10 protein-coding genes are annotated in these 13315 nt (G+C 39.3%); 6 read left to right on the forward strand and 4 right to left on the reverse strand.

Annotated features, from left to right (window positions below; translation table 11 throughout):
* Nucleotides 1-343 precede the first annotated feature (343 nt).
* Nucleotides 344-1552, forward strand: a complete 1209-nt coding sequence (locus PMEL_RS03525) for an L-serine ammonia-lyase (RefSeq protein WP_120173994.1) — start codon at nucleotides 344-346, stop codon at nucleotides 1550-1552.
* A 199-nt stretch (nucleotides 1553-1751) separates the two neighbouring features.
* On the opposite strand, the gene PMEL_RS03530 is transcribed toward PMEL_RS03525, so the two are convergent.
* The 4 genes from PMEL_RS03530 to PMEL_RS03545 form a co-directional block, all read right to left on the reverse strand.
* Nucleotides 1752-2774: an XAC2610-related protein gene (locus PMEL_RS03530; protein ID WP_120173995.1), complete on the reverse strand. Its 1023-nt coding sequence runs from the start codon at nucleotides 2772-2774 to the stop codon at nucleotides 1752-1754.
* Nucleotides 2775-2887: 113 nt separating this feature from the next.
* Nucleotides 2888-4246, reverse strand: coding sequence for a histidine--tRNA ligase (gene hisS, locus PMEL_RS03535; protein ID WP_120173996.1), 1359 nt, complete (start codon nucleotides 4244-4246; stop codon nucleotides 2888-2890).
* Nucleotides 4247-4348: 102 nt separating this feature from the next.
* On the reverse strand, nucleotides 4349-5623 hold the full coding sequence (locus PMEL_RS03540) for an adenylosuccinate synthase (RefSeq protein WP_120173997.1): 1275 nt from the start codon (nucleotides 5621-5623) through the stop codon (nucleotides 4349-4351).
* Entirely contained in the window at nucleotides 5620-6126 is a 507-nt protein-coding gene (locus PMEL_RS03545) for a Fur family transcriptional regulator (protein WP_120173998.1), read from the reverse strand. The genes PMEL_RS03540 and PMEL_RS03545 overlap by 4 nt, the downstream gene beginning before the upstream one ends.
* A 1118-nt stretch (nucleotides 6127-7244) precedes the next feature.
* Between PMEL_RS03545 and nrfH the strand changes: the two genes are divergently transcribed.
* The 5 genes from nrfH to pncB all read left to right on the forward strand — a co-directional run bounded on the left by nrfH (nucleotide 7245) and on the right by pncB (nucleotide 13211).
* Nucleotides 7245-7877: a cytochrome c nitrite reductase small subunit gene (gene nrfH / locus PMEL_RS03550; RefSeq protein ID WP_021670679.1), complete on the forward strand. Its 633-nt coding sequence runs from the start codon at nucleotides 7245-7247 to the stop codon at nucleotides 7875-7877.
* 19 nt (nucleotides 7878-7896) lie between these two features.
* Complete coding sequence (nrfA, locus tag PMEL_RS03555; RefSeq protein ID WP_120173999.1) at nucleotides 7897-9393, forward strand: ammonia-forming cytochrome c nitrite reductase; 1497 nt, start codon at nucleotides 7897-7899, stop codon at nucleotides 9391-9393.
* Nucleotides 9394-9588: 195 nt separating this feature from the next.
* Complete coding sequence (locus tag PMEL_RS03560; RefSeq protein ID WP_120174000.1) at nucleotides 9589-10902, forward strand: cytochrome c biogenesis protein ResB; 1314 nt, start codon at nucleotides 9589-9591, stop codon at nucleotides 10900-10902.
* Entirely contained in the window at nucleotides 10899-11687 is a 789-nt protein-coding gene (gene ccsA, locus PMEL_RS03565) for a cytochrome c biogenesis protein CcsA (protein ID WP_120174001.1), read from the forward strand. The genes PMEL_RS03560 and ccsA overlap by 4 nt, the downstream gene beginning before the upstream one ends.
* 318 nt (nucleotides 11688-12005) lie before the next feature.
* Nucleotides 12006-13211 carry a nicotinate phosphoribosyltransferase gene (pncB, locus tag PMEL_RS03570; protein ID WP_172586741.1) on the forward strand — a complete coding sequence of 402 codons (1206 nt, stop codon included), beginning with the start codon at nucleotides 12006-12008 and terminating at the stop codon, nucleotides 13209-13211.
* Nucleotides 13212-13315: the final 104 nt, after the last annotated feature.

Consider the following 13315-nt stretch of genomic DNA (forward strand, 5'->3'; position numbering starts at 1 on the left):
CGTGCTAAGCAATAACACAACACGTGTCTGACAAAAACACTCCTATAGTGGATAGGAAAAGTGAAGTATTATAGCCACTATATCAAATATTATAAAACACTAACAGAATAACAAACTATGAGATAAATTATAAGTAAGCACTAATAATCAAAAGGCACGCTATTATTATTTTAAACTTATAAAAAAGCAAGCTGGTAAGGAACAATAGTAGTACAAAAATCGTCTATAGTACAATAAAAAATCATCTTCGCCAATTTATAATTTGTTTTTCTGCATCATTGACATTTTTTTTCGTAAATTTGTAGCATAATAGTAAATTAGAAGTATTTGGGACAAACCATATATGGAATCATTAAGAGAGATATTTAGAATCGGTAAAGGTCCATCGAGTAGTCATACGATGGGACCACAGCGTGCCGCCATTATCTTTGCTGAGCGTCATCCAGAAGCAGCAAGATTTGAGGTTACACTCTATGGTAGTCTGGCAGCCACAGGTGAGGGGCACATGACAGACAAGGCTATTATTGACGTGTTGAAGCAATTAGCACCAGTAGAGATAATACGGGAACCAGAGGTGTTTTTACCTTATCACCCTAATGGTATATTGTTCCGTGCCTATAACAGCAGCCAGGATTTATTAGACGAATGGACTGTTTATAGCGTTGGCGGTGGTGCTCTTTCAGAGGGAAAGGGTAAAGATGACTATTTTCATAAGGAATCTGTTTATGATATGCATACCCTCAGAGAAATACAGACGTGGTGTGAGCATCATGGACGTGGCTACTGGGAGTATGTAAAGCAGTGTGAAGGAGAAGAGTTATGGGACTATCTTCGTGAGGTGTGGAAGACAATGCAGGCTGCCGTGGAGCGTGGTCTCGACAGCGAAGGAGCCTTGCCTGGTCCATTAAATCTTGCGCGCAAAGCACCTAACTATTTTATAAAAGCACGTGGATATAAGCCTTCTTTGCAAAGTCGTGGAATGGTTTATTCATACGCCTTGGCAGTTAGTGAGGAGAATGCATCTGGTGGAACAATAGTAACAGCACCAACTTGTGGTGCTTGTGGTGTTGTTCCTGCAGTTCTATATCATCTCTCAAAAGGACATGAGTTTTCAGAAACTAAAATATTACATGCACTTGCAACAGCAGGACTTTTTGGTAATATAGTAAAACATAATGCTTCTATCTCTGGTGCAGAAGTTGGTTGTCAGGGGGAGGTTGGTGTTGCATGTGCAATGGCTTCAGCAGCTTCTTGTCAGTTGTTTGGTGGTAGTCCTTCTCAGATTGAATATGCTGCTGAGATGGGCTTAGAGCATCACTTAGGCATGACATGCGATCCAGTATGCGGCTTGGTACAGATTCCTTGTATTGAGCGTAATGCTTTTGCTGCTTGTCGTGCACTGGACGCACAGCTTTATGCATCATTTAGCGATGGTAGCCATCGTGTATCATTCGACCACGTTGTTGAGGTAATGAAACAGACAGGACATGATATTCCATCACTCTATAAGGAAACAAGTGCTGGTGGATTAGCAAAGCACTACCCAATGTAAGTCTAACAACTCATGTTCTTATCATGATATTTATCTACACTATATCAAGCTTGTTTATGTTAATATAGAAGTATAGATATTTTTAATGCCCAGTAAACGTTTACCAGATATTGGTAAAAACGATTACTGGGCATTAATCATTATAGAAGAAGAAAATAATCTATGTTTTCGAAACTATAAGACAATAATGATTCTTTGGCTATTGATATACGACGTTATCATATTTCACCTCCATTAGTTTTGTTAAACTTCCTCGGCGACTTTCTGGATTACCTTTCCACTGATGAGTTTTACCTTTGTAGGTAATATCAATACCCATATTACCAGACTTGTCATAAATAGTATAGCTTGCATCCTTATTTTTGAATGTTAACTTACCATTTTTCCTATAGAAAATAAAGTCTGACGTTTGCCGTAATTCTTCAAATGGATAGTAAAACTCCACATTCTGCTTAGCATCAAGAATAACGTAACACAGTCTATCGTCATAAAAATTACAAAGAATAATATCCTTATTCTCCTTATCAACATGAAACTTGAAATAGTCGCTGATAATTTCACTGTCTAAATCAATAGTACTGGTAACTGTCTTTGTCATCTTTTCTCCCTTCCATTCTTCTATTGTTGTAGTGCAAATAGGGGCTTTAAGACAGTCGTCAGTGCGTGTGCGGATAAGCTTTGGATTATTGTTTTCTACTATAAAATCTGAGTAATAGTGCAAACAACATCCACTTTTCTCCATAGTAGATATAAGTCTATTTTTATTGTCAACCACAAACATACCACAATAATTTTGTGCTAAATCCGTGAAAGCATCATTATATATAAACTCTTTATCCGATGCTAAGAAGATTTTAAAGGATGGACCACCATAACAACTATTAAATCCATCCATAATAGCAAAGTCTTTTATTCCATCAAAATTATAGTCTTCATAGAGCAAAACACTATATTCTCCATAAGGAATCTCGGCTATGTTTGCCATAATTTCTCCATCATGAAGGTCAAATGATAGTTCATTGGCATCAACATGAATAAGCTTCTTTTTTGTGGCACGGTCATAAACTTCAACCCAACCTGCAGAAGCAGTCTGTGTTGTATCAGAGAAGTAAACCTTACCATAGTATTGTTCGGAAAAGCCATCAATGTTGAATGTAGCCTGTCCGAAGGCTGAATGCAACCAGCCCAATAATATAAAACAAAGTAGGAAAGTTCTTTTCATTTTTAGAGGTAATTATAGTTTGTTTCTACTTGTACCTTATTCGGTAAGCAGAATAATATAAATTATTAAGTTAAAATGCCCCTCTCTGCATAATTGGAGAGAGGGGAACTCTTTTAAAATCTATTGATTATCTCCTCTGGGGTAAGAAGCTCTTGTTCACCAGTGGACATATTCTTCAGTGTTATCTTGCCTTCCTGCATTTCAGTTTCACCTGCAAGAGCAACAAAACCGATGTTCTTTGCATTAGCATAGCTCATCTGCTTCTTCATCTTCGCCTTGTCTGGGAACATTTCTGTGCGAATGCCGGCTTTACGTGCAGCTGCAACAATTGGCAGACAGTAAGCTGTTTCCTTCTCACCGAAATTGATAAAGAGAAGCTGAGTGCCCTGTACGCTCTCCTTTGGATAGAGGTCGAGAGTATTTAAGACATCATAGATGCGATCAGCACCAAAACTTATTCCAACGCCAGAGATACCTGGCATACCAAAAATACCTGTGAGGTTATCGTAACGACCACCACCTGTAATAGAACCAATCTGTACATCAAGTGCCTTTACTTCAAAGATAGCACCTGTATAATAGTTCAATCCACGTGCCAAAGTAAGGTCGAGTTGTATCTCATTGTTCAGTCCTGAATTCTTCAAGTTGTCAAGAATAAAACGCGTTTCTTCTACACCTTTCAATCCTGTCTCACTCTCCTTTAAGACTTCTGCAATAACATCAAGTTTCTCTTCATTAGTTCCTTCTAACTTAATGATAGGCTGTAACTTCTCTATTGCCTCCTCAGAGATTCCATTGTTACGCAACTCTTCGTTTACATTATCAAGGCCTATCTTATCAAGTTTATCGATAGCAACAGTAATGTCAACAATCTTTTCCTTCTCACCAATCACTTCTGCAATACCTGTGAGAATCTTTCTATTGTTAATCTTTATCTGTACACGAATACCAAACTCTGTAAATACAGTGTCAATAATCTGCATTAATTCCACCTCGTTTAGCAATGAGTCTGAACCAACGACATCTGCATCACACTGATAGAACTCGCGATAACGACCCTTTTGTGGGCGGTCGGCACGCCAAACTGGCTGTATCTGATAACGCTTGAAAGGTAATTGCAACTCATCACGATGCATCACAACGTAGCGAGCAAAAGGTACTGTAAGATCATAACGCAAGCCCTTCTCACAGAGCTTTGTCTGCATCTTAAGTGTATTGCGCTCCTTGAGTTCATCATCGCTAACAGCCTTCAAGTAATCTCCTGAATTCAGAATCTTAAAGAGAAGTTTATCTCCTTCTTCACCATACTTGCCCATCAGCGTTTGTAATGTCTCCATAGAAGGTGTTTCTATCTGCTGAAAACCATAGAGAGCATAGACACGCTTGATAGTATCAAATATGTAATTTCGTTTTGCCATCTCATCAGGTCCGAAATCACGTGTACCCTTTGGAATGGAAGGTTTGTTTGCCATTTATCTCTTATTTATGTTTTTTCGGATAAAAATGTTAGGCTGTGATAACCGGATAAAAGCTTTTAAGAATGCTTATAGCCGCCAGTCACAGCCTAAAAGGGATTATAGAACTATCGTTTGCTCACGGTCAGGACCAACAGAGATGACACCTATACGGGTTTCAAGATAGTTCTCAAGGAAAGATACATACTCACGGAACTCCTCAGGGAATTCATCCTGTGACTTGCACTTTGTCATATCTTTCTTCCAACCACGGAAATCTTTATAGATAGGCTTCACATTATCAATCTCGTAAGGGAAGTCCTTAGTTTCCGTACCATCTGGTAACTCGTATGCAATACAAGCCTTGATAGTTTCGAAGCTGTCGAGGACATCACTCTTCATCATGATAAGTTCGGTTACACCATTTACCATTACAGAGTAGCGAAGCTGAACAAGATCAATCCAACCACAACGACGCTCACGTCCAGTAACAGCTCCATACTCATGACCGAGGTCACGAATATTCTTTCCAGTTTCGTCAAACAACTCTGTTGGGAATGGACCTGCACCTACACGAGTACAGTAGGCTTTCATGATACCATAAACATTGCCCACTTTATTAGGACCAATACCAAGACCAGTACAAGCACCAGCACAAACGGTATTTGAAGAAGTTACGAAAGGATAAGAACCAAAGTCTACGTCCAACATTGTTCCTTGTGCACCTTCGCAAAGGATATGCTTGCCCTCACGAAGAAGATGGTTAATTACATTTTCTGAATCAACAAACTTAAACTCCTTCATGTATGCAATACCTTCCATCCAAACCTTCTCAGTCTCTTCCAAGCCTTCAAAGTCTGTCCAGCCAAGTGCTGCAAGCATCTTCATGTGTCGCTCCTTATGCGCAGCATACTTACGCTCGAAATCGCAGAGGATATCACCTACACGTAAACCATTACGGCTAATCTTATCAGTGTAAGTAGGTCCAATTCCCTTACCTGTAGTTCCAACTTTATCTTTACCTTTTGCAGCCTCGTAAGCACGGTCAAGAATACGATGTGTTGGCATGATAAGGTGTGCCTTCTTTGAGATATGAAGACGCTCCTTTAATGGGTGTCCACTCTTCTCAAGGTCTTTTGCTTCACCCATAAAGAGGTCTGGAGCTAAAACAACTCCATTACCAATAATGTTTACTTTGCCACCTTGGAAGATGCCTGATGGTATAGAACGTAGTACGTACTTCTGTCCTTCGAACTCAAGAGTGTGTCCTGCGTTCGGACCTCCTTGGAAACGAGCTACTACATCGTAGCGTGGTGTAAGCACGTCTACAACCTTACCTTTTCCTTCATCACCCCATTGGAGACCCAACAGGACGTCTACTTTACCTGTGTTCATTTGTTTTTATGTGAGTTTTTAACTTGTTTCTGTGTAAGAAACTTGCTTCTCTGACGCGACAAGGCTGCCTGACAGCGTGAGCATATTCCATATATATATAAGGAGAATCCGTCTCGGCGGAAGCGATGGAACTTTGTGTTCTTGATAGCATCCGCAATCTCTGGGGAATCAACCTCCGTCACTGTTCCGCATAGCGTACAGATTTGATGGATATGATCTTCATTGTTATAGCAGGCCTCATACTTGGTTTGACCAATGAAACGATGTCTGACTACGAGACGTAACTCTATGAAAAGACGCATCGTATTATAAAGCGTGGCGCGCGAAACTCGAAAATTATTCTTTTCAAGTGCTACACCCAGCTCATCCAAGGAGAAATGCTCTCCCATGTCATACACCGCATCCAGAATCGCATATCGCTCTGAAGTCTTGCGATGATTGTTGGCTTCGAGGTATTCATCCAGAATATCTCGAACTCTTTTTTTGACTATATCTTTAGTCACAACTTACTGATTAAATTCGCACAAAGTTACTATTTTTAAATGATATAACTACTATATAGTAATGAAAAAAAGTTAAAAACATGGTGCTTTAATTGTGGCATAAAAGCGGTTCTTCTGTTAAATGCGTAGATTGTAAATAGAATGAGATTAATCCATATACATGGTATGATTACTTTAAATAATATGGTTTTATAATGGGGGGATAAACTACATGATAAACGTCATTAAGTGTGATGTCTATCTGTCTTCTACAAACAATTTATTCCCATGCCATAGATTTTTGTAAACTATTTTCGTGCAATTCAAAACCAATACATGCTCTTTTGGCTTTTAAAAGACGCCTAATTGACTTGCAAAAGGTGCCCTTTTGAGGTCCTACTAACGCCCTTTTGAAGTTCAATTAAGCACCTTTTATTTTACCACTTTATAACTAATTGATTTGCTGTTGATTGCAAACCTGCTTCTTATATGGGTTTTTGCCGTTAGTTATAGATGTTTTTATTGAAATTATGTAATGATTTTTCAAACCCTTATCTGTATTTTTTTGAAGTCTTAAAGTAAAAGGTTTTCAATGTCAGGAGGGTGATAATAGGATAGATAGTTGACTGTCTCAGCCATATTTTTGTTTAATGAGTAACTTTGATTCTTTTGTTAAAGCAATACGAAAAGCATCTACACATTTAACCAAAATTGGTCATTAGAGCCTAAACATATTTTGTTTTATTGGCGAGTAGATTGTTTGTTTTTGTAACGCAGGCGTAGCGGGCTACGTCAAGTTACAAAGACAGACAATATGACGATAAGAAAATAAAAGATGTTAGGAAAGAATACAAAAACAAGAATTCCTAAAACGTTGTTGTCTAATGACCGATTTGGGTTTAATGGAAGAACCATAAAAGCTGTAGTGTAATTCTTTTTACAAGTTTATTACACGTATAGTATTATTCTTTATACAAGTGCTATATCGAATTATTTTCATGAACATAAATTCTTTTCTTCACGATAAAATTATATTAGAATTAGTCTAAATCATAATTTATGATGATTTTTTCTTTTTTCTTTACTTGTCTAATGAAAAATAATACATATCTTTGTGCACGAAACAAGATATAAATCCTATGAAACTAAAAACCATATCTACCAAATTGAAAAGTATGATAGATAAGTTTCTATCATGCATCTCATATCGGCAAAAGGTTACATTATCTATTTTGTGCGGTGTGATAGTAGGATTAACAGGGTTATTCTTTTATCTTCTACGTATGCATACCTATATAATAGGTGATGACCCAGCGGCATGTATTAATTGCCATATCATGTCACCTTATTATGCTACGTGGTCACACTCTGCACATGCTCGAAACACCACATGTAATGATTGTCACGTTCCTAATGATAACGTTGCTGCACACTATGCTTTTAAAGGTATGGATGGTATGAAGCATGTTGCTTATTTTGTTACATTCAATGAATCGCAAACTATTCAGGCAGAATCAGCATCGGCAGAAGTGATAATGGATAACTGTATCCGCTGCCATAAACAATTAAATCAAGAGTTTGTTAATACTGGCAGAATAGATTACATGGAGGCTCAGAGAGGTGAGGGTAAGGCCTGCTGGGATTGTCATCGTGATGTAGCACACATGAAAATGAATTCTCTCTCAAGTACTCCTGGTGCAGAGTATGTGGAACCAATGCCACCTTCTCCTGTTCCAGATTGGTTGCAAAAAATGTTAGGAAAGAAAAAATAAGAACTAAAAATCGATAATTATGGCAAAGACATTAAAGAAATGGCAAGGCTGGCTACTCTTTGGAGGAGCAATGGTTCTCGTGTTCATTCTTGGACTGCTCTGTTCTTCAATGCTTGAAAGAAGAGCTGAGATTGTAAGTGTGTTCAACAACAGACGTACACCGATGACTGACTCCATTGTATCTCAGAATGAGAAATTTGCAGCTGATTTCCCACGTGAATATCAGACGTGGGCAATGACAGAAGACACAAGTTTCGTGAGTAAGTACAATTCTTCCCAGGAAGTAGATGTACTGGCTGAGAGACCCGAAATGGTTATCCTATGGGCTGGCTATTCTTTCTCAAGAGGGTATAATACACCACGTGGACACCGTCATTGTATTGATGACTTACGTAAGATTATGCGTACAGGAAGTCCAGGTGTTGATGGACAAGATGACATACAGCCAGGAACCTGTTGGACCTGCAAGGGTCCTGATGTTCCACGTCTAATGCGTGAGAAAGGAACTGATAAATTCTATGCTGCCAAGTGGAGCGACTGGGGACCAGAGGTCATGAACACCGTCGGTTGCTCAGACTGCCATGATGCAAGGACGATGGAGCTACGTCCCGCTCGTCCTGCTCTCTATGAGGCATGGGCTCGTGTCGGTAAAGACGTGAGAAAAGCCAGTCATCAGGAGATGCGTAGCCTGGTTTGCGCACAGTGCCACACGGAATACTATTTCGAAAAGGAGAATGGTAACAAACTTCATTTCCCTCAAGAAAAGGGTATGACGTGTGAGGCAGCAGAGGAACATTTCGACAGTATTGGCTTCTACGATTACATCAATCCACTCTCAAAGGCTAAGATTCTCAAGGCACAGCATCCTGGTTATGAGTTGTTCTTACAAGGAATTCATGGACAACGTGGCGTTTCATGTGCTGATTGTCACATGCCTTACATTTCTGAAGGTGGCGTGAAGTATACTGACCACCATATCACAAGCCCATTGGCAAACATCGAACGTACTTGCCAGACTTGTCACCGTCAAGATGCAGAAACACTTCGTCAGAATGTATATGAGCGTCAACAGAAGATTTATGACTTCCGTACTAACGTTGAAAGAGAGCTTGCTGCAGCACATATCGAGGCTAAGTTTGCATGGGAAAAGGGCGCAACTGAGGCTGAGATGGAGCCTGTTTTGAAAGATCTTCGTAAGGGTCAGTGGCGTTGGGACTATGCTGTAGCCAGCCACGGTGCATCTTTCCATGCTCCACAGGAAGTTATGCGAATCCTCGCCAGTGCAATGGAATATGCTAAAGATGCTCGTCTGCAGATAGCACGTGTTGTCGCTCGTCATGGATTTACAGGACAAATTCCTATGCCTGATATTTCTACCAAGGCTAAGGCTCAGTCTTACATTGGTTTGGATATGCCTAAACTCAACTCGCAGAAGAAGAAGTTCCTCGATACTATCGTTCCGAAATGGATTGAGCAAGCAAGAAAGAACAAACGGTTTATTACTAAACCTATGTAAATAACCACTTACAGGATTCCTTCCCATTAGGGGAGGAATCTTGTTCAGTAAAATAGGAATACTCTATTTGAAGAATATTCTTGTATCCTAATATTTTATATATCAAAACGAAATCATTTATCTGCTCGTACTTCACAAACATAAAATAAAGTTTTTACAAGACCTTATTAATAGTGGGGGAGAGCCTCTTTTACTATGTGGAATAAACCTTATACACTTAGAGAAGGTACAGCAATAGTCGTTGGTTTATTGGTTACAGGTGGATTATTACAGGTAACAATAGGTCCCTTAGAGTGGGGTGTCTTTGCTTGGCCAGCCAACATTATTACATTAATCTTACTCGTACTGGCACTTATCATAGTCTACGCACTTCGTAAGCGGTCTTATTTCTGTCGTTTCATGTCAACCATGCAAGCGGCGATTCCAGCTATTGCTACAGCTGCAATACTAACTCTTCTTATGGGACTTACCAAACAAGTGGCAGAGGGGAAAGCTCCTATAGACCCACTTGGTCTAACAAAGATGCTTAATTTCTGGCCATTTGTCCTTGTTTACTTATGGATGACAGCCATTGTTGGTGAAGTAACTTTGAATCAAATAGTACATTTCTCTTGGCGTCGCTTGCCAACACTAACGAGTCATGTCGGACTGTTCCTTGTTCTTACATGCGGTACACTTGGTAGTGCAGATATGCTTCGAGTAAAGATGTTTTGCGAGCAAGGGCAGGTAGAGTGGCGTGGTCTTGATACTTTTAGTGCCGTTCATCACCTCCCTGTTGCAATTCAACTGGAGAAGTTTACCATTGATGAATATCCACCTAAGCTCATGCTTATTGATAATATGGGGCTTCCACTTCCTAAGGGAAAGCCAGAGAATATTCTTTTAGATAAGAATGTAAAGTCTGGTCAACTGTTAGATTGTAAGATTGAGATTCTCAAGCGCATTGATAATGCTATGCCAGTTATGCTTAGTAAGATGGTTGGTAAGATGCCTGGTGGTATGATGAGCAATATCCGTATGGACTCTTTAGGACTGGCACGTAATAAGGATGGCTATATAGCTTCGGATGCAACAGGTACAGCTTGTGCGATATTGGTGAAGGTCACTACTGGCAATGCACCCTACAAGGGTGTGCAGCATAGCTACACGGGTTGGCTCACTTGTGGAAGCTATCTTTTCCCTTATCAGTCTTTGAAACTTAGTGATGGTAGAAGATTGGTTATGCCAAATCGTGAGCCACGTCGTTTCGCTTCACTCGTTGACATCTATACGCAGGATGGAAAGAATATTCACACTGAGATAGAGGTTAATAAGCCTTTTAGTATTGATGGGTGGAAAATCTATCAGCTAAGTTACAATGAACAAATGGGCAAGTGGAGTAATCTAAGTATCTTTGAGATTGTAACAGACCCTTGGATGCCAGTTGTCTATGTAGGTATATTCATGTTGTTATTTGGAGCTGTTGGAATGTTCCTGACAGCAAGTCGTAAGAAGGAGGTTAAGCTATGATTTGGAGTTATTTTATCATATTTGCAGTTGTATCAGTAGTTTTATGGGCTATAGGTGCATGGGCTGCATGGCGTAACCGTCGCATCTTAACGTTTGGTGCAACAGGGCTTGGACTTGCGATTTTCTTTGCCTACATTCTTATTATGTGGATAACACTGGAACGTCCACCACTCCGAACGATGGGAGAAACACGCCTATGGTACAGTTTCTTCCTGCCTTTAGCTGGTATTATTGTCTTTAGTCGCTGGCAGTATAAGTGGATATTAAGCTTCTCAACACTTCTTGCAACAGTGTTTGTATGCGTTAATATCTTCAAGCCTGAGATTCATTCCAAGACGCTTATGCCTGCCTTGCAGAGTCCATGGTTTGCTCCTCATGTAATTGTGTATATGATGGCATACGCACTTTTGGGTGCAGCAGTAGTCATGTCGGTCTATCTTCTTTTCTTTAAGAAGGGAACTGATACAGATAAAGAGATGGAGATAACTGATAATCTTGCCTACGTTGGACTGTCATTTATGACACTTGGTATGCTTATGGGTGCTTTATGGGCAAAGGAAGCATGGGGACATTACTGGTCATGGGACCCAAAAGAAACATGGGCAGCAATCACATGGCTGGCGTATTTAGTATATGTTCACTATCGTCAGTACCGTCCACGAACAGTTCGGCCAGCCTTATGGGTACTCATCGTTGCCTTTGTGTTGCTACAGATGTGTTGGTGGGGAATCAATTACCTACCATCAGCGCAAGGTGTAAGCGTACATACATATAATTTGAGTTAAACTTTTATTTTATTTGGTTTAGCTCATTTCAAAGATATAATGAGGCTGTATCAGAGGGTGTAATAATTTACTTCACATTTCTGACACAGCCTCTTTTAATTTAGAAAACATATTAGAGTGTTATTATAGTCATATACTAAGATATAAATGCTGTATCATTGATATTTTTTGTTACTTATGTCTTTTTCATATAGTCGTATACTATTCTATTTACTCTTTTATTTTATTGAAGTTTATAATAAGCTATATTTTTAACAAAATCCTTTGTTCTTCCATATCTTTTTTATACTTTTGACGACTGAATTCAACAATAATAAGATGAGACAAATTATTAATCACTTCACAGACGATGATCTTTACAAGCTTACAATGTGCTGTGCTGTCATTGACAACTATCCACGTGCACATGTTTGCTATCATTTTGTTGACCGTGACGACACGGTTTATCCAGAAGGTTTTGCACGTGAAGTGGAACATCAAATAGAGTTATTGGAGTCGGTTGTTATTACCGATGAAGAGATAAGTTTTCTTCGCGAGAAATGTTATTATCTACCAGAGTGGTTCTTAACATACCTCCGTGGATTCCGTTTTTCACGTGAGTGGGTGAAGGTATGGCAGGATGAAGATGGTCATCTTCATATTGAATTTGAAGGATTATGGGCTGACACTATTTTGTTAGAAGTAAAGGTTCTGGCCATTATCTCAGAGTTATTCTATATGTTTAATGAACAAGCTCAAGAGTTTGATTATCAAGAACTATACGATAAGACCTATCGTAAAACAGAACGACTACTTGAGGCGGGGTGTGTCTTCTCAGACTTTGGCACACGTCGTCGTGCCAGCCTTACAGCAGAAGATACTGCTGTTCGTGCTATGAAGGACTGTTATGATAGTCGTGAATGGAAGGGACGCTTTGTCGGCACCAGCAATATTCACCTTGCGATGAAATATAATCTTATGCCTGTCGGAACTATGGCACATGAGTTTATCTGTGCTATTGGTGGTATGTTTGGTCCTCAAATGGCAAACTATATGGCTATGGAAGCATGGCGTAGAACTTATCGAGGTGCATTGGGAACCTACCTTTACGATTCCTTTGGATGGGATATATTCTCTTATAACTTCTCAGAAGACTTTGCAAATCAGTTTAAGGGATTGCGTATAGATTCAGGAGATAATATCGAGCAGTTAGAGAAAATCATTGCTAAATATAACTCTTTCGGAATTGATCCACGAGATAAGCAAGTGTTATTCTCAAATGCATTAGACACTGATAAGGCTATAGAGATACAGCGTTATGCTGAGAATCGAGTAAAACCATCATTTGGTATTGGTACTCACTTCACCAATGACTTCCCTCACGTTAAACCAATGAATATTGTTATCAAGCTTGTAGCCGTTAAAATTACGGAGTCATGGCCATTCTATAACGAAACCTGTAAGATTTCAGAAGATAAAGGTAAACATACTGGTAAGCCTGAAGTTATTAAACGATTTATGGAGGCTATACATTACGAAGAGTAAATTTTCTACTTGATAGGATACTTCATGTAGAAGAACAATACATAAAAAAGCGGTAATAAGTAATGAAAATATTCATCAACTTATTACCGCCTTTTGCTTTTGCT

The organism is Prevotella melaninogenica, from assembly GCF_003609775.1.
GTDB classification, from domain to species: domain Bacteria; phylum Bacteroidota; class Bacteroidia; order Bacteroidales; family Bacteroidaceae; genus Prevotella; species Prevotella melaninogenica_A.

Excerpts from the sequence above, each read along its gene's own strand:
- PMEL_RS03525 (WP_120173994.1), top strand. The coding sequence starts at position 344 with ATGGAATCATTAAGAGAGATATTTAGAATCGGTAAAGGTCCATCGAGT.
- PMEL_RS03530 (WP_120173995.1), bottom strand. The coding sequence starts at position 2,774 with ATGAAAAGAACTTTCCTACTTTGTTTTATATTATTGGGCTGGTTGCAT.
- hisS (WP_120173996.1), bottom strand. The coding sequence starts at position 4,246 with ATGGCAAACAAACCTTCCATTCCAAAGGGTACACGTGATTTCGGACCT.
- PMEL_RS03540 (WP_120173997.1), bottom strand. The coding sequence starts at position 5,623 with ATGAACACAGGTAAAGTAGACGTCCTGTTGGGTCTCCAATGGGGTGAT.
- nrfH (WP_021670679.1), top strand. The coding sequence starts at position 7,245 with ATGAAACTAAAAACCATATCTACCAAATTGAAAAGTATGATAGATAAG.
- nrfA (WP_120173999.1), top strand. The coding sequence starts at position 7,897 with ATGGCAAAGACATTAAAGAAATGGCAAGGCTGGCTACTCTTTGGAGGA.
- PMEL_RS03560 (WP_120174000.1), top strand. The coding sequence starts at position 9,589 with ATGTGGAATAAACCTTATACACTTAGAGAAGGTACAGCAATAGTCGTT.
- ccsA (WP_120174001.1), top strand. The coding sequence starts at position 10,899 with ATGATTTGGAGTTATTTTATCATATTTGCAGTTGTATCAGTAGTTTTA.
- pncB (WP_172586741.1), top strand. The coding sequence starts at position 12,006 with ATGAGACAAATTATTAATCACTTCACAGACGATGATCTTTACAAGCTT.